This window comes from Luteimonas sp. TWI596, from assembly GCF_039674105.1.
Classification (GTDB): Bacteria; Pseudomonadota; Gammaproteobacteria; order Xanthomonadales; family Xanthomonadaceae; genus Luteimonas.
Genome location: NZ_JBDJMU010000034.1, coordinates 1 through 18,768, shown reverse-complemented (window position 1 = coordinate 18,768; position 18,768 = coordinate 1). Strand labels below are relative to the sequence as shown.

Sequence of the window (18,768 nt, the reverse complement as noted above, 5' to 3'; positions counted from 1 at the left end):
GGCATGTTTATGCAGGTTCATCCGGGGCTCCTGGGGCTGGGTTGGCTTGGTAACCCCCCATCTTCCAGAGACGCCCCGGATGAACAACCTACTGAAAGATCACAGCTAGCCTCGATGGCCCGTGCTCACCTGTGCACGTCTGCCGGAAGGCCCCGTGATCCGATCCTCGATGCCGCTGGGCGGCCGTGTCGTCGCCCTCATCGCATTGCTGTGGTACCTGTTCGGCCTGTTGCTGCTGATGCTGCGGCTGGCCACGCTGCCGGCGCAGGCTGAGACCGCCGCGACCGCGATCCCGTTTTGGTTCGATCTCGTCTCCGGCCTGGCCGTGGTCGCCGGCACGTCCGGTTCGGTCGCGCTGCTGCTGGCCCGCCGCTGGGCGGTGCCGATGCTGCTTGCGGCCTTCGTCGCGGTCGCGGCGTTGGTCGGGGCCGGCCTGGCGCTGCAGCCCGCGCTGTTTCCGCCCGGCCCTTGGATGCCGCTGCTGCTGGTGCTGGTGGTCGGCTCGATCTGGCTGTTCGCGCGCGCGGCCGCACGGCGCGGCTGGCTGCGCTGACGACGCGGGGTTGCCGCCACGCCGTCGGCCTGCGGTCGGTCAGCCGCAGCGCGCCTGCAGCATCGCCCAGGCCGCGCGCAGGCCCAGCGCCTCGCCGCCCTGCGGATGGCCCGGACGGCTGCTGTCGTTCCAGGCGTAGGTGTCCAGGTGCGCCCAGGGCAGGTCGCCAGGCACGAAGCGCTCCAGGTACAGCGCCGCGGTAACGCTGCCGGCCATGCGCGAGCCGGCATTGGCGATGTCGGCGATGCCGCTGGTCAGATAGCGCAGGTACGGCCGCCACAGCGGCATGCGCCAGACCGGGTCGCGGGTGGCCTCGCCGCCGGCGATCCAGGCGGCGGCCAGGGCATCGTCGTTGGCGAACAGCGCAGGCAGGTCGGGCCCCAGCGCGATACGCGCCGCACCGGTCAGCGTGGCGAAATCGAGCAGCGTGCCGGGCGACTGCTCGGCGGCGTAGGCGAGCGCGTCGCACAGCACCAGACGACCCTCGGCATCGGTGTTGTCGATCTCCACACTGATGCCCTTGCGCGTGGCGATGACCTCGCCCGGTCGCAGCGCGTCGGGGCCGATCGCGTTCTCGACCGCCGGCACCAGCAGCGTGATCCGCAGTGGCAGCCGGCGCGCCATGACCAGTTCGGCCAGCGCGATCGCGTGCGCCGCGCCGCCCATGTCCTTCTTCATGTTGCGCATGCCGTCGGCCGGCTTGATGTCCAGGCCGCCGGTGTCGAAACACACGCCCTTGCCGACGATGGCCACATGCGGGTGCGAGGCGTCGCCCCATTGCAGGTGCAGCAGGCGCGGCGCACGGTGCGAGGCGCGGCCCACGGCATGGATGGCGGGGAAATTCCGCGCCAGCAATGCGTCGCCGACGATGCTTTCGAATGTGGCGCCATGCGCGGCGGCGATGTCGCCGACCACCGCCTCCATCTGTTCGGGTCCCATGTCTTCGGTCGGGGTGTTGACCAGGTCGCGCACGCGCGCGGTTGCGGCGATCAGGTCGACGATCGCCGGGTCCGGCTCGACGGCCAGCCGCGCCGGCTTGCGGGCGGTGGCCTTGTAGCGGGTGAAGCGATACGCGCCCAGGCCCCAGCCCAACTGCAGCGCCTCGGCCGCGTCGTGGCCAACCGGTCGCCAGCAGCCCTCGGGCAGGCCGTAGACGGCATGCGCATAACTGTCGGGATCGTGCGCATCGCCGATGCCGATCACCGCGCCGGCCAGTCCCTCGTCGCCGGGCAGTAGGGCCAACGTGCCCGGTGCGCCGTCGAAGGCCTGGGCATCGAGCCAGTGGCCGATGGCCGCCGGCTGGCCGTCGCGCCAAGCGGCGTAGTCGTTGCGCGAGACGATGTGCAGCGGGCGGGCGTCGCGCGCGTCGGCGGCGAACACGTCGGTGATGTCGGTCATGGGCGGGTCCGGTCAGGCGTCGTCGGCAGCGGTCGGCACGGTGTCGAGCCAGTCGGCGAGCGCGGTGAGGGTGTCGAATTCGAGGTCGGGAGCCAGCTCGGGATGTTCCCAGCGGCGGCCCTCGCGGTTGATCCAGCAGCTGCGCAGCCCTGCACGCGCGGCGCCGGCTACGTCCATCTCGATGTGGTCGCCGACGTGCAGCACGTCGCCATGCGCGCAGCCCAGCCGCGTGCAGGCAGCATGGAAGATGCTTGCCTCCGGCTTCGCCGCGCCGTGCTCGCGCGCGGCCAGCTTGAACGCGAACAGATGCGACAGGCCGATGTGCTCGATATCGGCATTGCCGTTGGTCAGCGCAGCCATCGGCACGCGGGCGGCGATCCGCGCCAGCGCATCGAGGCTGTCGGGATAGAACTCGATGCGGTTGCGCTCGGCGTGGAACACCCGGTAGGCCGCGTCGAGCAGGCCGACATCGCCGCCACTGTCGCGCAGCGCGTGCTCGATCGTGAGCTGGCGCAGGGCCTCGACATCGTGCGCCAGGTGCGCGTTGTCGGCGAACACCTGCGCGCGCAGTGCGCGCATGCGTTCGATCGGGTAGCGCTCGGCAGTCACCGGGCTGTGTTCGCGCAGGAACGTGTCGAGCGCTTGCTCGATGCGTGCGCCGATCGGCGCGAACGGCCACACGGTGTCGTCGAGATCGATGGTGATGGCACGGATCGGGAATCGCATGCGGCCATTGTAACGGGCGCGCTCAGGCCAGCAGCCGTGCCCAGCCCTCGAAGCCTTCCAGGCGGCGGAGCACCAGCTTCACGCACACCAGCAACGGGACCGCCAGCAGCAGCCCGACGATGCCCCACATCCAGCCGAACAGCAGCAGCGCCAGCACCAGCATCAGCGGCGACAGCGCCATGCGTCGACCCAGCACGATCGGGGTGACGAACTGGCCTTCGAGCGTGTGCAGCGCCAGATAGATCGCCGCCGGAATCACCGGCGCCCAGGCCGGGGTCGGCCAGGTGCCGTCATAGCTGACAAAGCCCATCAGCAGCATCAGCAGTACGCCGATCAGCGGACCGACATAGGGGGCGAAGTTCAACAGCGCGACCACCGTGCCCCACAACAGCGCTTCCTGCAGCGGCAGTCCCATCCACAGCAAGATGCCGGCAAACAGCGCGCCCAGCAGGGTGTTGATGATCGAAATGGTCAGCACGTAGCGGGAGATCTCGCGCTCGATCGATTGCAGGATGTCGACCGTGAGCTTGCGCCGCTGCCGGTCGGGCAGCAGGGCGATCGCGTTGCGTTGCAGGTTCTCGCCGTAGACCATGAAGAAGAACGTCAACAGCACCACCGCCAGCACCGAGGCGAGCATGCGCGGAGTGGCGACGAGTGTGCGCCACGAGCTGTCGTCCTGGATCCGCACCAACTGCACGCGACGCTGCGGACGGTCCTCGGTCGCACGGGCGAAGGTTTCCGCCGCCCGGTTCGCCTGATGCACCGGCTGGGTCATCTGCTTCAGGCGCGGTGCCAGCGCACGCAGCTGCTTGGGCGCCTGCTGCACCCATTCGCTCGCCGGCCCATAGAGCTGGGTGCCCAGCAGCCCGGCGGTGGTGAGCCCGGCGGCCAGCACCAGCAAGGCGCCGAGGAAGCGGGGAATCCACAAGCGGCGCAGGCCGCGGAGCACCGGATTGCCGATCAATGCGAAAAACATCGCCAACAGGACAGGCAGGATGACGCCCTGCGCGGCCCACAAGGTGACCAGCACCGCGAGCGTGACCAGCACCACCAGTGCAGTCGACGCGCGCGGTCGGGGCGCGACAGGCGTAGGCACCGGCAGCGGTGCATCCTCCGGGGGAGGCGGCGTGGTCGGGGTGCTCATGGAAGAAGAGGGCGCGCCGGGGGCGCGCTCAGCGTCCGGATTCCGAGACTTCGGTGGCGGCCTCGGCAGGCCGGGGTTGGGCGGCGTAGGCCGGTTCCGGACGACGGCGGTCGGTGGGCGATTCCGCGGACGGCCCATCGCCTGCGCCGGCGACGCCATCGGCCCGGCCGCGTGCAGTGGCGGTCGCGGCGACGCCTGCCGCCGGCGACGTCGTCTCTGTGGCGGCATCGGTCGCGGCCTCTTCGGAGGCATCGGCAGCGTCGGCCGCCTGCTTGGCAGTGACCGCGGCGATCGTCGCCTGGATCGATGAGGCCAGACCCGAAAGTGCGCTGACCATCTGCAACGACTTCGGCCCGCCGAGCTTGCCCAGCCGGCGCAGCGCCAGCTTGGGCTGCGACACGCCCATCGCGAACCCACCGATCAGGCCGGCGATCACAATGCGCGACGGTGTCCAGGCCTCGCGCCAACTCGAACGCAATGCCGCATGGCGGTCGAGCGTCTGCACCACGCGCCCGTCGACCAACGCCTCGGCCCGTTCGACCCGTGTCTTGAGTCCTTCGAAATTCATGGCGTCCTCGGTGTCTGCGCCGACGGCGGGGGCGAAGCGTGCTCGTCGTCATCGTCGTGCGCGCTTTCGGAGAACAGCCCCAGTCGGGTCAGCTGACGCCGTGTGGCGTGCATGCCGGCATGATCGAAGAACACCGAGACCCGCCAGGCCGCCAACGCGGTCACCAGCAGGCTGATGGCCATCGCGATCGAGATCGACGCCAACCACGACAGGCCCCAGGACTGCAGCAGCGCGATCGCCGCGCCCATGGCCAGCAGCCAGGCCGAAGCCCCGAAGACCACCGAGACTGCCGACCATGCCAGGGCCCGTCCCAGTGCGCTGCGCGCCAGGGCGAAGTCGGCCGAGACCAGCTTGCGCAGCGCGCGTCCGGTGTCGAGCCCCGAGCCCAGGGTCTCCTTGGCCGCCGCGCGGACGCGGCGGACGCTTTCATCCAGGTGCGGCACCTCGCCGGGAGCACGGGTCGCGCTGCCAGCGGGTGTCTCCTCGCGCGGGTCTTCCCCGGTCACGCGCTCGGTCATGTCGATCCGCGATTACTTGGTGCGGGCGAGCTTGGCGATGATCCAGCCCGCCGCGAACGCCGTGCCGAAGGCTGCGATGGGACGCTCGCGGATCAGGTCGGCGGCGCTGTCGATGAGGTCGCGGCCCTTCTCCATGAGCAGATCGGCCTGTTCCTTTGCAGCGGCGGTGCCTTCCTCGACGGCGGCCAGGCCGGCCGAGGCCGAACCGGCGAGATCGGCCTTGACGCTGGCCTTGCCGAGCTTGAGCTCGTCGCCTGCGACACCGGCGGCATTCTTCACGGCCGAGGTCGCGTCGCGCGCAGCCTGCGCCAGGTGGTTGCCGGCTTCGCCGAGATTGGACTTCACCGCTTCGGTGGAGGTGGGGCTCATGTTCGCTCACTCCTGTGTGGGACGGGCCGTGCGGATGCGCACGGCGCGGATGGGGTCAACGCATGATCACGTTGTAGATGCGTCCGCCGCGTGAAATGCGCATGGCCAGATCGGTCGGTCGGTTGGCCAGCGAATCGCGGAAGCCGGCGAGATCGCGGAACTCGCCACTGTTGGCCGCCAGGATCAGGTCGCCTTCGCGGAGGCCATTGTCGAACGCCCGGCTGCCGGGGGCCACCTTTTCGATCCGCACGCCCCCAATGCGATTGTTCTGGCGACGGATCGCCTCGGGCAGGTCGGCCAGTGTTGCGCCGGCCAGGCGCGGGTCGAAGCTCGCGCCGTCGCGAGGCAGTGCGCGCAGGCGGGTGTCGATCTTCAGCGGCTTGCCATCGCGCAGCACCTCCAGCGTCACCGGCGCATCAAGCGTCTGCAGGCCCTGGAAGTTGCGCAGGGACTCGCTGTTGTCGATGCGCTGCCCGTTGGCGGCGATCACCACATCGCCCGTCCGCAGCCCGGCGTCGGCGGCCGGCGAGCCGCCATAGACGCGCGTGACGACAGCGCCGCGCGGCGTCTCCAGGCCCAGGCCTTGCGCGATGCGCGCATCGACCGTCTGGGTGTCGACGCCGAGCGTGCCGCGCTGCACGCTGCCGGTGGTCGCCAGCTGGGTCATCACGTTGCGCGCCAGGCCGATCGGAATCGCGAAGCCCAAGCCGATGTTCCCGGCCATGCTGCCCTGGGTGTTGAAGCTGGCGGTGTTGATGCCGACCAGTTCGCCGCGCAGGTTGACCAGTGCGCCGCCCGAGTTGCCGGGATTGATCGAGGCATCGGTCTGGATGAAGTTCTGGAAGCCCACGCCCGGCACGTTGCTGCGCTCGACCGCCGAAACGATGCCCGAGGTCACCGTCTGCCCGAACCCGAACGGGTTGCCGACCGCGACCACGAAATCACCGACCTGCAGGTTGCTGTCCTGCGCGAGCGGGATCGCGGTCAGGCCCGACGCCTTGACCCGCATCAGCGCCACGTCGGTGTCGACGTCCGAGCCGATGAATTCGGCCTCCAGCGTGCGGCCGTCCGACAGCGTGACCGAGACATCGTCGGCGCCTTCGATGACGTGGTGGTTGGTGAGCACGTAGCCCTGCGCGGCATCGACGATGACGCCCGAGCCGAGCGATTCGTTGATGCGCTCCTGCGACAGCTCCGGGAACATGCGCCGGAAGAAGGGATCGTTGCCGAACGGACTGACCCGCACGCGCTGCTTGGTATGCACCGACACCACCGAGGGCGTGACCTGGCGCAGCATCGGCGCCAGCGATGGCAGCGGCTGGCCGTCGACGGCGGCGGGCAGGGCGACCATCGGCACCGCGGCGGTTCCGGGCGGCGTTGCCGCCGCGGGCTGTTGCAGCGCGTCGCGCATCGCGGTCGCGGCGAAGCCGCCGAATGCGGCGGCGAGAGTCAGGGCGAGAAGCGTGGTCTTGGCTCGCATGGCGGTGGCATCCCCTGTCGGCGTGGCCGTGGCGGAACGAATCGGATCGGAAATCGAACGTGGTGGTTGCGGCGGCGTTGGTCAAGCGTCTGCAAGCCCCGCGGCCGCCAGCACCGGCGCAGTGTCGCCGCGTCCGCTTGAATCGGTGTTGAAGTCCGCAGTCCTGCGACGGCTGTGCACCCGTGGGTATCGGTTTGAGAGCCGGGCACGCGTTGCCGAGAATGCCCGCCAGCCACCGGCACGCGCGGCTATTCGACGGTATCGGGCCGCGTTACATTGCCCGATGCGGGCGACGGGCCCGTACGCAGATCACGAGGGCAGCAGCATGGGCAAGGGCAAGGGGAAGACCGCCGGGCGCGCCGGCGAGGTGGTCGCTGTCGTGCGCAAGCGGGTCCGGACGGCCGCCGCATCGGTCGAGACCTCCGCCCGGCACGCCGAGGCGGCCGTGGCGGACGGCGCACGCACGCTGGGCGATCGCGCCAGCCGCATCGTGGCCAAGGCCGCCGATGCGGTGAGTCGGCGCGTGGCGGCAGCGCGCGAGACGCTGGAGACCGCGCAGTCGGCCGCCGCGGCCGAGATCGCCGCGCTCAAGCGCAAGGGCGCCGGACGGACCGCGTCCGAACGCGCCGCTGCGAAGGGGCGTGCGGCGAAAACCGCCAAGACGACGTCTGCGCGTCCGGGCGCCAAGCGGGCGGCGAAGACCGCCGGCGGCAAGGTTGCCGAGGCCGGCAACGTCGCCAAGAAGGCCGTGAAGAAGGCTGCGAAGAAGGTCACCAAGAAGGCGACCAAGAAGGCGACCAAGAAGGCGACCAAGAAGGCGACCAAGAAGGCGACCAAGAACACCACCCGGGCCACGACCGCCCGCGGGCCAGGCGCGGTTGCGAGCAAGACAGCGCGTCCCGGCACGGCGTCCAAGGCGCCGCGCAAGACGGCCGCCAAGACGCCCTAGGCGCTCGGGCGTCGGGCCTTCCGCCGCGCCACGCGACGCGGGGGAAGCCGCACGACAACGGGGGGCTGCACGACCGCCATGCCGTTGCGGCATGGCGGTCGTGCTCAGGCGACTGCCCGGCTGAGATCCGCGATCCGGTAGCCCGCGCCGGTGATCGTGTGCAACAACTGGACCGGCTGGTCGCGGTCGATGATCTTGCGCAGGTTGTACAAGTGGCTGCGCAGGGTGTCGGAGTCGGGCAGGCTCAGCCCCCAGATCTCCTGCTCGATCTCCCGGCGGGTCACCACCCGCGGCGCCTCGCGCATCAGGATGGTCAGGATCTTCATCGCGATCGGCGCGAGATTGAGCTCGCGGCCGCCGCGCTGGACGCGCAGCGAGACCGGGTCCAGCCGCAGATCGCTTACCTCCAGCACCGCGGCCCCGACCTCGCGGCGATCGCGACGGATCAGCGCCCGGATCCGCGCCTCGAGTTCCTTGATATCGAACGGTTTGGTCAGGTAGTCGTCCGCGCCGGCCTCCAGGCCCTCGATCTTCTCCTCCAGCGAGTCGCGTGCGGTCAGCATCAGGATCGGGGTCGAATTGCGGCCATCGGCGCGCAGGCGGCGGCAGACTTCGATGCCGCCCAGCCGTGGCAGCATCAGGTCGAGCACGATGACGTCGAACGGGTTTTCCGAGGCGATGTTGTAGGCGTCCAGACCGTCGGCGGCATAGTCCACCTCGAATCCCCGGCTTTCGAGATATTCGCCGACCGGCTCGGAAATATTGCGGTTGTCCTCGACCAGAAGGACGAGGCCTCCGGGGCTGTGATGCGCCATCCAGCGAACTCCGACTGCAGTGAAGGTCGGCGAAAGTCGCATCAGATCGGTGCAGGCCCAGTGAACGCGCCGGCGTCGGCGCGCTGTGGCCGTGCAGCGTCGTCAGCTGATCGCTGCCGCGGCGGTTTCGGTGCGGTCGCGGCCGCCGCGCTTGGCCGCGTACATCGCTGCATCGGCGCGGCGCAGCAGGGCCGCGGTGTCCCGGTCGAGCGGGTGCAAGGCACTGACGCCGGCGCTGAGGGTGACCTGGAGGCCGGCGATGCCCAGCGCATTGCCGATGTCTTGCAGCGAGACGCGGAGCACGTCGATGCGGGTCTGCGCATGGACCGGCTCGGCCCCGGGCAGGATCGCCAGGAACTCTTCGCCGCCCATGCGCGCGATGTGGTCGGCGTCGCGGAATGCGTGTCGCAGCGCGCGGGCGACATGACGCAGGACGCGGTCGCCGGTCTCGTGGCCGTGGACGTCGTTGATGCGCTTGAAGTGGTCGACGTCGAGGAAAGCGATCGTCAGCGGCGTGTCGGCATCGCGCGCATCGGCCATGCACTGCTCGAGCCGTTCCAGCGCGGCCCGCCGGTTGGGCAGACCGGTCAGCGCATCGGTCTGCGCGAGCATGCGCATCTCGTCGCGCTGGCGCCGCAGCCGGCCCAGGCGCAGCGTCAGGGTCATGCTGCAGGTCAACGCCAGCCAGCCACCGGCCAGCATGAACGCCTCGACCTTCCACAGTGCCAGAACATCGGGCCAGGCCGCCTGCAGGCCGGCGATCGGCAGGAACGGGATGACGCCGGCCAGCAGCAGCAAGCGGTCGCCGCGGCGCTGCGTCAGCGCGGTCAGCGCGGTCAGTGCCGCGATCGCAAACGCGACGCAGAGCAGGTAGAAGCCCAGTTCGATCGCGACCGAAAGGGCGGCCACCGCCTGCACCGGCAGCCATGGGACCACGATGGCGGTGGCGACCAGGCCGTGCGTTCCCCAGGTGGCGGCGCGAGCGAGCCGCGGTCGTCGCTGTCGCAGGCCCGACTGGAGCAGCAACGCGTTGGCGGTCAGCCCGGCCATGCCCAGTCCCAGCGCGACCAGGACCGGGATGGTCGCACCGGCCACCGGGAGCCAGGGTCGCGGCCAGGCCCACAGCCCGGACAGCAGCGCCTGCCAAAGCGCGAACAGCGATGCGGCGGCCGCATAGCTGGCGAATGCGCGCTCGCGGGTGGCGAAGAATGCCAGCAGCGCCGAGACCAGCAGCGTCAGTACGACCGCGATCGATGCGATGCGGATCGCGAAGCGTGCGATGTCGGCCCGCTGCATCGGCGCAGGCTCGCCCAGTTGGACGATCGGGCGCCACAGCGGCAGCGCGTTGTCGTCGAACCCGACTTCGATCGGCGCGGTGTCGCCCGCCTCGGGCACGATCACCGCGCCGACCCCGGTGCGGAAGCGTGAATCCAGCGACCGGGCATCTTCGGGCGAGCCGCAGCGAAGACGCGTGCCGTGCTGGATGTCGACCGAGCCGGCGAAGGTGTTCATCACCACCACGGCCTGCGGCGCGCCGGACCAGCCGCCTTCGGGTGCAGGCAGGCGCAGCGCGATGTGCGGGCCGATGTGGACGTGCTCGCAGGTCTGGGAGGTCTCGATCGCCGTCGTCGGCTGACCCGTGACCATGGGCGCATCGTCATGCCACCCGACGCAGGCCGCCAGCGACAGCACGCCTGCGCAGATCGTCAGCAGCCCCGCTTTGCGCATCCCCGATCCCGCCTTCATGCCTGCCGTGTCCATCGCTTCGCGTCGAAGCAGCCCCTGCGCCTTCCCAAGGAAGGGACGACATGGTACGGGATGCGGGGGGGCGGCCGTCCTTCCGAGGTGGCGACCCTGTCGCGCCCGGCGGACACTCACGATGGGTTCGCGTGCCATCGTCCATCTCCTGCTCCATGCCGCGGTACCGGCGCTGTTGGCCTGGATGTTCTGGCGCCAGCGGTTCCTGCGCGCCTGGGGCCTGCTGTTGCTCGGCTGGCTGATCGATCTCGATCATCTGCTCGCCGACCCGGTGTATCAGCCCGACCGCTGCAGCATCGGCTTCCACCCACTGCACACCGCGCCTGCGATCGCGGTCTATGGCGCCCTGATGGTGCCGCGTCGTACCCGCCTGCTTGCGATCGGGCTGCTGGTGCACATCGCGCTGGATGCGATCGATTGCCTGTGGATGCGTCACGGCTGACGGCCATCGGGCCGCGGCCAGCAGCGATTCAACGAAACACTGGTAGCGTGAGCCGTCGCTCTCGGGCGTAACGGGATCTGCGCATGCGCACTTCGATGCTGACCTGGCTGCTTGCGGTGGCGCTGGCGCCGCCGTTGGCCAATGCCGGCGATGGACGCGCCGACCTGCGCCTGCCGCCAACGCCGATGTTCACCGGCGAGGCCGCATTCGGCGAGGGCGAGTACACCGGTCCGCGCACGGCGACGCCCGCTTGGCGCCAACGCCACGATGACGCCCTGCGGCGTGGCGGCTGCCCGACCGCGCCCGACGGCCAGGCGCGCGCGGTGACCGGCAGCGTCAGCACGGGGATTGGCCATTCCTCGCGCGGCGGTACCAGTCACTGGAACGCCGCCGATCTGAATCTGTGCCGCGAGCGCGCAGGCGAGGCGGGCGGTACCGTGAACCTCAATCTGCGCGTGGCGCGCTACGACGGTCCCGTCGGCTACCCCGGTCTGGGCCTGCTGCCCGGCAACGGCGTTTACGACGCATTCGATACGCCGTTCGGGCCGACCTGGCGCGACATCCACGAGTCGTGGCCGGCCGGGCGTACGCGCTCGGACTCGTGGACCGAGGGGCGTCGGCCCTGGCGCTGAGCGCGCCGCCCTCGACCCGCGTCGCATTGCGTCGCGCTCACACCCGCCTGCCTACATTGGGTGCGCGCCATCCGGCGCGATGCAGCAAGTGGAGGCGAGACGATGACGATGAAAATTCCCCAGGGCGCAATGATCGTGGTGGCCAATGGGGGCGCGGCGCGCGTGTTCACCAATGTCGGCGAGGCAGGCGCGTTGACACTGCGCCAGGAGGCGCTGCTGGAGGGCATGAACCTCGACGACGACGGCCCGGCCGGCGCGATGCCCGCCGAATCGAGCGCATCCCAGCTCGACGAGGCCACGTTCGCCAAGCAATTGGCGCTGGGGCTCAACGAAGGCGCGTTGAAGAACAGGTTCACCGACCTGGTGCTGATCGCCGATCCGCACACGCTGGGGCGGGTGCGGCCGTTGCTGCACAAGGAAACCACCCAGCGCCTGGTCGCGGACCTGGCCAAGGACTATACGAACCTGCCGCTCGATGCGATCGAGCGTGCACTGTCTTGAGTCGGGGCGACTGACCATGGGCTGGATTGCGCACTACGCCGCCGATGGGCCGACGCGCGACGACATCGATGCCACCACCGGCGTGCTCGCGCTCGAGTTCGGAACGAACTGGTGCGGCCACTGCCAGGCCGCCCAGCCGCTGCTGCGCGCCGCGATCGAGGGGCGTCAGGATCTCGCCCATATCAAGGTCGAGGACGGCAAGGGGCGGCCGCTGGGGCGCAGCTTCGGGGTCAAGCTGTGGCCGACTCTGATCGTGCTGCGCGACGGCGTGGAGGTCGCCCGGGTCACGCGGCCCGGTTCGGTCGCCGATGTAGAGGCGGCGCTCGCCGCCTCCGACTGAGCCGCGTGGTCGGCGGTGCACCCGCTTGCGCGCCGTCGGGCCGCGGAACGAATGGGCCGCCGCGTCCTCGGCGCCGCAGGCCTCGACCTCGAGGATGCGGGCCTGGCGGCCATCGCGGGCCACCAGGCGCTTGTTGAGCAGGTCCGGCGCAACGCTGCGGGCGTCGCGCGCGTACAACGATCGGGGCAGGGGACGCATGGCACGAGCTTGCCGCTGCCGGCATCGCCGGCGCGCGAAGCCTGGGCGGATCAGCTCTCGGGCGGCTGCACGGAGGTGACGCGCAGGCGCAGGACGCCGCCGGGCGTCGGCCAGTCGATGCACTGTCCGATCGACAGTCCGAGCAATGCGGCGCCGACCGGTGCGAGCACCGAGACGTGGCCTTTGGCGACGTCCGCCTCCTGGGGATAGACCAGGGTGAGATGGCGCGGCGCACCGTCGGCGTCCTCGCACTCGACGACCGTGTTCATGCGCACGACCTCGGGGGGCATGGCGTCGGGGGCCAGCACCTCGGCCCGGTCGAGCTCACGCTGGAGCAGTTCGGCCGTTGGGTGGTTGCGCAGCGCGGGCGACTGCAGCATGGCTTCGAGCCGCGCCAGGTCGATGCTGGATACAGTGATCGCAGGCGTGGCGCCGGCATCGGACGGCGGCAGGCCGCTGCGGGGAAGCGTGGACATCAGGTTCTCCATCAAGAAGGGCCGGCAGCGGTCGCGCCGGCAGGACACAGACGAAAGGCGACGCCCTCGCGCCGCCCCGAGGTCGATTGTGCCCCGCCGCGGGCGCGCTGGCGATCCCACCCGGCCGCGGGGGGGGCCGCGGTTGGCGTTCGTGCAGATAGTGCAGCCCATCGCCGGGCTGCACACCGTACCCTCATCGGAGGGTCTTCATGATGCGTCGTCGCCGGGACGCCCGGTCTCACCTTCTCATTGACCGGGGCCACCATGACGCCGATCCGCTATCTGCTGCGCCACTGCGCGGCCTCGCTCGACTGGACCCTGCTCGATGCCGGTTCCGGGCGTACGCTGTCGCACCATCCCACGCGCGATGCCGCGTTCCGGCAGTTGGCCTGCGACGCCTCAGTGCTGCTGTGCGGCGCCGTCGTGCGCATCCATAGCGTGGATGGCGGCTACGAGAGCGAGCGCTTGGTCCCGCCGATTGCGCCGGCCTCGCCACTGCCCCAGCGCGAGGCCGACGCCCGTTGGCTGCCGCGGGCGCCCGCGATGGCGTGATGCGCCCCTTCGGGCAGGGGCGCGGCACGCGCCCCCTGTCAGACCGGTTGCGGCGGGTCCTGCGGCCGGGTGGGCGACGGTGGGTCGCGCTGCGGCTGCGGATCCCGTTCGGGGTCGCCCGGCGTCGGCACGGGCGGATCGATCGGCCGGTCAGGCATCGGGTCGTGCATCGGATGGGGCGCCGAACCCGGCACGTCGCCATCGGGCATCGGGGCATCCTGCGGATCTGGCGTGCGTTGCATGCGGGCGTCCTGTGTGGGGAACGCACGACCGTGGCCCGCAGCGTGCGGGCAGCGCGTGAAGACCAGCGCGGTGGCTTCACGCGATCGGGGAGAGACTGCACGCATGTCCAGCCGACAGCCTGCGCCGATGGCGCGCGGTCCCAGCAATGCGTAGGTTCGTGCAGGCCTTCGGCGATGCGCCATGGCCGCCGGCGCTGCCTCGGACGGTCGGCGAGGCGTTGTCGGTGACGCCGCCGCGCTACAACATCGGCAAACGGCGTCCGGCGGCGGTGATCTTCGACCGTGGCGACGGCCCGGTCGTCGAGGACTTCGACTGGGGCCTGGTGCCGCGCTGGTCGCCGTTGCCCGAAACGCCCTACACCACGGTGACCGCGCGTCTGGCGCGGGCCCCGCGCAGCCGGATCTTCCGGCGGCCCTGGGAGACCCGCCGCTGCGCGGTGCCGATGAATGGCTACTACAAATGGGACCGCAGCGGCGAGACGCCGGTGCCGTACTTCATCCAGGCGCAGGACGGCGAGCCGCTGTTCGCTGCCGGGCTGTGGGACCACTGGGCCAAGGACACACCCGAGCTGTACACGTTCGCGGTGCTGACCCATCCCAACCCGGCGATCCCGGCGCCGCTGGTGCCCGACGGTCCGGTGTTCATGCCGGCCGCGGCAATCGGCGACTGGCTGGCCGGCCCGCCCGCGGCGTTGCGCTTCCTGGAGACCATGCCGCAGCCATTGCTGGAGGCCTATCGGGTCTCGCGGCGCATTCGCAGCCCCGATGTCGACGATTACACGCTGCTCGAGCCCGCCCCGCACGCGCCCCACGACGACGAGACGGACGGCGATTGGCTTGCACAGGCCTTCGACGAGGACGACGACTGAATCGCAGGCGCGGCGTTGGCGGCGCGGATCAGAAGCGCTTGCCGGTCACCGGGTCGCGACGCGGGTCGGGCACGGCGTGCATGCGCTGGAGCGTCTTGGCATCCGGCGCCGCGCGCTGGATGTCCCACTCCTGGCCGCGGGGATAGGCGCCGACGACGCGGAATGCCGCATCGGCCTGCACGCAGCAGTGGCCGGTACCGACCGGCAGCAGCACCGCATCGCCCGCGGCGACCTCGACGATCGTGCCACCGGCGCCGCCCAGCATCAGCGTGGCGGTACCGGCGGCCACACCGAGTACCTCGTGAGCGCTCGAATGGAAGTGGTGGTAGTCGTAGATCCCACCGCGCCAGTCGGCAGGCCAGCCATTGGCCCCGAAGCGGGCCTCGAAGGCCGCGGCGTCGAACGGCGCATCGCTCGCCGTGCGCAGGCCACGGTAGATCCGCACCGCAAGCCGGGGATTGTTGGGCATCCAGTCGTTGCGACTCAGGGTCAGGCGTTCCTCGTGCATGGGGCGGGTGCGACAGGTGGGGACCCGCACGATAGGTCGCCTCCCGTCGAAGCGCCGCGACGACCGCCCTGTGCCGTCACCCCGGCAATGCGACGTGCAAGGGCACCGCATCGTTCCAGCGCGTCCGTCCACCGAGCGCCGCCAGTTCGACCAGGACCGTCGCGCCGACGACCTCGGCGCCCTGCGCACGCGCCAGGGCATACGCCGCGCGCAGCGTACCGCCGGTCGCCAGCACATCGTCGACCAGGACCACGCGCGCGCCGGGCGGCAACGCGTCGGCGTGCATCTCCAGCCGGTCCTGGCCGTACTCGAGCGCGTAGTCGTGCTGCAGCACCCGCGCAGGCAGCTTGCCGGGCTTGCGCACCGGCACGAACCCAGTGCCCAGCGCCTGGGCGAGGGCGGCGGCGAAGATGAAGCCACGCGATTCGATGCCGACGAATGCGGTCGGCGGCGTGTCGCGCCATGGCGCGGCCATCGCCTCGATCGCAGCGGCGAACGCGGCGCCCTCGGCCAGCACCGGGGTGATGTCCTTGAAGACGATGCCGGGCTTGGGGAAATCGGGGATCTCGCGGATCAGCGTGGACCAGTGCGGCATCGAAGGGGGCTCGGGCGGGGGGCGGGGATGATCGCCCCAATCGTGCCGCCGACACAATGTTCACCGGGCCGGGCGTAATTGGCCGGGATTGCCCGCCGGAGTTCCGATGCCCGTCCGCCGTCCCTCGCTTGCCGCGTGCGGCATCGTTCTGGCCACCGTGCTGTGTGCGACGCCCGGGCAGGCACGCACGGTCTGGCGCTGCGTGCGCGACGGCACGGTGAGCCTGTCGACGGCGCCCGAGCCCGGGTCGACATGCGAGGCGCGGCAGGTCCCCGACGATGCGGTGCAGACGCCGAACCTGTGGGGCGCGATGGGCGTGTTCAGTGGCGTGCTCTACGAGCGCGAACAGGACGGGGCGCTGGTCTACGGCACGCGTCGATTGCCGGGCGCACGCCCATACCTGCGCTTCACCGCCCACACGCCGCCGGGCGAGCCCGCGCACGAGGGCCTGGGCGCGGTCGGTACGGCCAGGCTGCAGCCGCATTCGGCCGTGTTCGCGGCGGCTGCGAAGCGCTACGGACTCGACGAGGCCTGGCTGCGCGCGATCGCGCATGCCGAAAGCGGCTTCGATGCCGATGCAGTGTCGCCCAAGGGCGCGCGCGGGGTGATGCAGCTGATGCCGGACGTGATCGCCGACTACGGTGTCGCCGATCCGCACGCGCCTAGCGAATCGATCCGGGCCGGCGCGCGGCACCTGCACGCCTTGCTGCGTCGCTACGACGGCGACCGCACGCTGGCGCTGGCGGCCTACAACGCCGGGATCGGTGCCGTCACGCGTTATGGCGGCGTGCCGCCCTACGCCGAGACGCAGGCCTACATCGCGAAGGTGCAGGCGTTGTATGTGCGCTATCGGGCGGCGATGGGCAACCCGATCGAGCGGCCGGCGCTCTGACCGGCCGCCGGCAGGCCGCGGCTGCGCGGCTCTGCCAGAGCGTTGCGTATCGGCGACGCCGACGCGCTCAGCCTTCGCGCGGCGTCAGCCGGATCAGCCGGCCGTCCTCGCCGTCCTCGATGACCCACAGCGCGCCGTCGGGCCCCTGCTCGAGGCCGCGGATGCGCGCGCGCATCGCGAAGCGCTCGGCCTCGCGCGCGCTGTCGCCGTCGATTTCCACGCGCACCAGGGTCTGGCCCGACAGGCCGCCGATGAAAGCGTTGCCGGTCCATGCCGGGAACAGGTTGCCCGAGTAGACCATCAGGCTCGAGGGTGAAATCACCGGCGTCCAGGTGATCGCCGGCTTCTCGAACTCGGGGCGGGTGTCGTGGTCGGGAATCGGCCGGCCGTCGTAGTGGTTGCCGTTGGAGACGATCGGGTAGCCGTAGTTCGCGCCGCGCTTGACCAGGTTCAGCTCGTCGCCGCCGGCCGGGCCCATCTCGCTGTTCCACAGCCGGCCCTGCGCATCGAACGCGATCCCCAGCGGATTGCGATGGCCGAGCGACCAGACCTGCGCCGCGACGCCGCCCTGGTCGACGAACGGGTTGTCGGCCGGCACGCGGCCGTCGTCCTCGAGCCGCAGGATCTTGCCGAGGTTGGAGGCCATGTCCTGCGACGGATCGAACTTCTGCCGCTCGCCCGAGGAGATCCACAGCTTGCCGTCGCGGTCGAACGCGAGGCGGTGGCCGTAATGGCCGTTGCCCGAGACCTTGGGCACCTGGCGCCAGATCACCTCGACATCCTCGAGCGTGCCGGCCTCGACGTCCAGGCGGCCGCGCGCCACGGCCGCACCGCGGCCGCCTTTGCCGTCCTCGGCATAGCTCAGGTAGATCAGGCCGTTCTGCGCGAACTGCGGGTGCGGCTCGACATCGCCCAGGCCGCCCTGACCTGCATAGGCCACGGCAGGGACACCGGCGATCTCGCGCGCCTGCCCGTCGGGCAGCGTCACCAGCTTCAGCGTCCCGGCCTTCTCGGTCACCAGCAGGCGGCCGTCGGGCAGGAACGCCAGAGCCCACGGTTCGTTGAAGGTGGCGACTGCGGTGCTCGCGAACGGCAGGCCCTCGATCGCATCCGCACCGGCGGCGTCGCGCGCGGTCTGTTCGCCGCTCGAGGCCGGTGCCGTCGTCGGTGCGTTGTTGGCGGCGGTGCCATCGCAGCCGGTCGTCAACAACAGCGAGGCGGCGAGCGGGGCGAGCGCGAGCAGTCGTGGCATGCGGTTCTCCAGGAAACAATCGGGGAAAACCCGAGTGTGGCATACGGCTGCGGATCAGCAGGAACGCCTGTGAAATCGCGGCGCTTCGTAAATATTGTGTTGGCGTTCATCGAGTCACGCCCCGTCGCGAACGTGAGACAGCGAGCTGGTGCGTTCGATAAAGCTGGTCGTGACGGGGGCTGACGGCGCTGCGTTCACCCATCGGGAACATTGGCTTAGCCCGCATCGGACAGCGCGTGGTTAAAGGCTCGTAATCAGGCGCGATTCAGAGGGCGGGGCGGTTCATTTCGGCGCAGGCAGGGTAGGGACCGTGCGGTATCCACGACGAGGATGAAGTACCCCCGCGCCAACTTCCCCAAAGAAACGCAGGAGAGACCACGATGAAGAATGCTCGCAAGCCGCTGATCGCCGCCATTGCTCTGGGTGCCGCGATGGCGATGCCGATGGCATTCGCGCAGGATCCGACCGCGGAGCAGGCGCCGCCGACCACCGAGGCGACCACGCAGGATTACGCGCAGGATGCGACGGCCGAGGCGCCGCAGGCGCAGCAGGGCCAGGTCACCTGGGCCGACCTGGACACCGACGGCGACGGCCGTCTGAGCCAGACCGAGGCCGCGGGCCTGGAGGGCCTGGCGCAGGTCTTCAGTGACGTCGATGCCGACGGCGATGGCTTCATCACGCCGGAGGAGTACCGCAACTACGTCAACGCCCAGACCTCGGGTGCCGGCGCCAGCGAGAACTGAGTCTCGCCCATTGCAGGCCGCGGCATCGCGGCCTGCGGTCCAGACCAAAGCGGCTCCTTTCGGGGCCGCTTTTCTTTGAATGCGCGAGGACGCAGTTCACTGCGGTCGGCAACCGCAGGGCCGCCGGAGTCGCGCTTAAAAAAGGTTCATCGCTGAATTCCGGGGAAGGCTGCGCGGATCTTCAGGAAGAAGTACTCCTGATCGCGGTACCCGTAGGCACGGCGCTTGATGACCTTGATGGTGTTGTT

General features: G+C 70.5%; 25 protein-coding genes and 1 pseudogene. 10 read left to right on the top strand and 16 right to left on the bottom strand.

Annotated features, from left to right (window positions below; all coding sequences use genetic code 11):
• Nucleotides 1-154 precede the first annotated feature (154 nt).
• Nucleotides 155-553, top strand: a complete 399-nt coding sequence (locus tag ABE487_RS16720; protein WP_346442829.1) for a hypothetical protein — start codon at nt 155-157, stop codon at nt 551-553.
• 39 nt (nt 554-592) lie between these two features.
• On the opposite strand, the gene ABE487_RS16715 is transcribed toward ABE487_RS16720, so the two are convergent.
• From ABE487_RS16715 to ABE487_RS16685, 7 genes are read right to left on the bottom strand one after another with little or no spacing between them, the layout of a single operon-like run.
• Nucleotides 593-1,951 (bottom strand): leucyl aminopeptidase family protein, encoded by a 1,359-nt coding sequence (locus ABE487_RS16715; RefSeq protein WP_346452719.1) that lies wholly within the window; start codon nt 1,949-1,951, stop codon nt 593-595.
• A gap of 12 nt (nt 1,952-1,963) precedes the next feature.
• The gene (locus ABE487_RS16710) at nt 1,964-2,677 is read right to left on the bottom strand and encodes an HAD-IA family hydrolase (protein ID WP_346447006.1); all 714 of its coding nucleotides are present in this window, start codon (nt 2,675-2,677) and stop codon (nt 1,964-1,966) included.
• Nucleotides 2,678-2,699: 22 nt separating this feature from the next.
• A complete protein-coding gene (locus tag ABE487_RS16705) occupies nt 2,700-3,821 on the bottom strand; it encodes an AI-2E family transporter (RefSeq protein WP_346442835.1) in 1,122 nt (373 codons plus the stop codon).
• A gap of 28 nt (nt 3,822-3,849) precedes the next feature.
• Nucleotides 3,850-4,389, bottom strand: coding sequence for a protein sip-5 (locus ABE487_RS16700; RefSeq protein ID WP_346442837.1), 540 nt, complete (start codon nt 4,387-4,389; stop codon nt 3,850-3,852).
• Complete coding sequence (locus ABE487_RS16695; RefSeq protein ID WP_346442839.1) at nt 4,386-4,907, bottom strand: phage holin family protein; 522 nt, start codon at nt 4,905-4,907, stop codon at nt 4,386-4,388. The genes ABE487_RS16700 and ABE487_RS16695 overlap by 4 nt, the downstream gene beginning before the upstream one ends.
• Before the next feature lie 12 nt (nt 4,908-4,919).
• A complete protein-coding gene (locus ABE487_RS16690) occupies nt 4,920-5,276 on the bottom strand; it encodes a hypothetical protein (RefSeq protein ID WP_346442841.1) in 357 nt (118 codons plus the stop codon).
• Nucleotides 5,277-5,331: 55 nt separating this feature from the next.
• On the bottom strand, nt 5,332-6,756 hold the full coding sequence (locus ABE487_RS16685; RefSeq protein WP_346442843.1) for a Do family serine endopeptidase: 1,425 nt from the start codon (nt 6,754-6,756) through the stop codon (nt 5,332-5,334).
• A 325-nt stretch (nt 6,757-7,081) separates the two neighbouring features.
• Between ABE487_RS16685 and ABE487_RS16680 the strand changes: the two genes are divergently transcribed.
• A complete protein-coding gene (locus ABE487_RS16680) occupies nt 7,082-7,705 on the top strand; it encodes a hypothetical protein (RefSeq protein ID WP_346452718.1) in 624 nt (207 codons plus the stop codon).
• A gap of 104 nt (nt 7,706-7,809) precedes the next feature.
• On the opposite strand, the gene ABE487_RS16675 is transcribed toward ABE487_RS16680, so the two are convergent.
• Nucleotides 7,810-8,520 (bottom strand): response regulator transcription factor, encoded by a 711-nt coding sequence (locus ABE487_RS16675; RefSeq protein WP_346442847.1) that lies wholly within the window; start codon nt 8,518-8,520, stop codon nt 7,810-7,812.
• 102 nt (nt 8,521-8,622) lie between these two features.
• Nucleotides 8,623-10,248, bottom strand: coding sequence for a diguanylate cyclase (locus ABE487_RS16670; protein ID WP_346447003.1), 1,626 nt, complete (start codon nt 10,246-10,248; stop codon nt 8,623-8,625).
• Between the two features lie 151 nt (nt 10,249-10,399).
• Between ABE487_RS16670 and ABE487_RS16665 the strand changes: the two genes are divergently transcribed.
• The 4 genes from ABE487_RS16665 (at nt 10,400) to ABE487_RS16650 (ending at nt 12,193) form a co-directional block, all read left to right on the top strand.
• Nucleotides 10,400-10,720: a DUF6122 family protein gene (locus ABE487_RS16665; RefSeq protein WP_346442850.1), complete on the top strand. Its 321-nt coding sequence runs from the start codon at nt 10,400-10,402 to the stop codon at nt 10,718-10,720.
• A gap of 83 nt (nt 10,721-10,803) precedes the next feature.
• On the top strand, nt 10,804-11,352 hold the full coding sequence (locus ABE487_RS16660) for a hypothetical protein (protein ID WP_346452717.1): 549 nt from the start codon (nt 10,804-10,806) through the stop codon (nt 11,350-11,352).
• Between the two features lie 102 nt (nt 11,353-11,454).
• Nucleotides 11,455-11,853, top strand: a complete 399-nt coding sequence (locus ABE487_RS16655; RefSeq protein ID WP_346442854.1) for a host attachment family protein — start codon at nt 11,455-11,457, stop codon at nt 11,851-11,853.
• A gap of 16 nt (nt 11,854-11,869) precedes the next feature.
• Nucleotides 11,870-12,193 carry a thioredoxin family protein gene (locus ABE487_RS16650; RefSeq protein WP_346452716.1) on the top strand — a complete coding sequence of 108 codons (324 nt, stop codon included), beginning with the start codon at nt 11,870-11,872 and terminating at the stop codon, nt 12,191-12,193.
• A gap of 12 nt (nt 12,194-12,205) precedes the next feature.
• On the opposite strand, the pseudogene ABE487_RS16645 reads toward ABE487_RS16650, so the two are convergent.
• Together ABE487_RS16645 and rnk are read right to left on the bottom strand one after the other, a co-directional pair.
• Nucleotides 12,206-12,391, bottom strand: a pseudogene (locus ABE487_RS16645) (DNA-3-methyladenine glycosylase); the annotation flags it as partial.
• Nucleotides 12,392-12,441: 50 nt separating this feature from the next.
• The gene (rnk, locus tag ABE487_RS16640; protein WP_346442858.1) at nt 12,442-12,867 is read right to left on the bottom strand and encodes a nucleoside diphosphate kinase regulator; all 426 of its coding nucleotides are present in this window, start codon (nt 12,865-12,867) and stop codon (nt 12,442-12,444) included.
• Nucleotides 12,868-13,131: 264 nt separating this feature from the next.
• Here rnk and ABE487_RS16635 point away from each other — a divergent pair, with 264 nt between their 5' ends.
• On the top strand, nt 13,132-13,419 hold the full coding sequence (locus ABE487_RS16635; RefSeq protein WP_346452715.1) for a hypothetical protein: 288 nt from the start codon (nt 13,132-13,134) through the stop codon (nt 13,417-13,419).
• Nucleotides 13,420-13,457: 38 nt separating this feature from the next.
• Here ABE487_RS16635 and ABE487_RS16630 read toward each other — a convergent pair whose 3' ends face one another.
• Nucleotides 13,458-13,661, bottom strand: a complete 204-nt coding sequence (locus ABE487_RS16630; RefSeq protein ID WP_346442862.1) for a hypothetical protein — start codon at nt 13,659-13,661, stop codon at nt 13,458-13,460.
• 146 nt (nt 13,662-13,807) lie between these two features.
• Here ABE487_RS16630 and ABE487_RS16625 point away from each other — a divergent pair, with 146 nt between their 5' ends.
• Nucleotides 13,808-14,530: an SOS response-associated peptidase family protein gene (locus ABE487_RS16625; protein ID WP_346452714.1), complete on the top strand. Its 723-nt coding sequence runs from the start codon at nt 13,808-13,810 to the stop codon at nt 14,528-14,530.
• A 28-nt stretch (nt 14,531-14,558) separates the two neighbouring features.
• Here ABE487_RS16625 and ABE487_RS16620 read toward each other — a convergent pair whose 3' ends face one another.
• Both ABE487_RS16620 and ABE487_RS16615 read right to left on the bottom strand, forming a co-directional pair.
• Nucleotides 14,559-15,038 (bottom strand): cupin, encoded by a 480-nt coding sequence (locus tag ABE487_RS16620; protein ID WP_346452713.1) that lies wholly within the window; start codon nt 15,036-15,038, stop codon nt 14,559-14,561.
• Between the two features lie 76 nt (nt 15,039-15,114).
• Nucleotides 15,115-15,633, bottom strand: coding sequence for an adenine phosphoribosyltransferase (locus tag ABE487_RS16615; protein ID WP_346442868.1), 519 nt, complete (start codon nt 15,631-15,633; stop codon nt 15,115-15,117).
• 106 nt (nt 15,634-15,739) lie between these two features.
• Here ABE487_RS16615 and ABE487_RS16610 point away from each other — a divergent pair, with 106 nt between their 5' ends.
• On the top strand, nt 15,740-16,525 hold the full coding sequence (locus ABE487_RS16610) for a lytic transglycosylase domain-containing protein (protein ID WP_346452712.1): 786 nt from the start codon (nt 15,740-15,742) through the stop codon (nt 16,523-16,525).
• Nucleotides 16,526-16,592: 67 nt separating this feature from the next.
• Here ABE487_RS16610 and ABE487_RS16605 read toward each other — a convergent pair whose 3' ends face one another.
• Complete coding sequence (locus tag ABE487_RS16605) at nt 16,593-17,777, bottom strand: PQQ-dependent sugar dehydrogenase (RefSeq protein WP_346452711.1); 1,185 nt, start codon at nt 17,775-17,777, stop codon at nt 16,593-16,595.
• A gap of 380 nt (nt 17,778-18,157) precedes the next feature.
• On the opposite strand from ABE487_RS16605, the gene ABE487_RS16600 reads away from it, so the two are divergent.
• Complete coding sequence (locus ABE487_RS16600) at nt 18,158-18,520, top strand: EF-hand domain-containing protein (RefSeq protein WP_255493067.1); 363 nt, start codon at nt 18,158-18,160, stop codon at nt 18,518-18,520.
• Between the two features lie 146 nt (nt 18,521-18,666).
• Here ABE487_RS16600 and ABE487_RS16595 read toward each other — a convergent pair.
• Nucleotides 18,667-18,768: transposase (locus ABE487_RS16595; RefSeq protein WP_346452720.1), on the bottom strand; the 102-nt coding region annotated here is incomplete at its 5' end.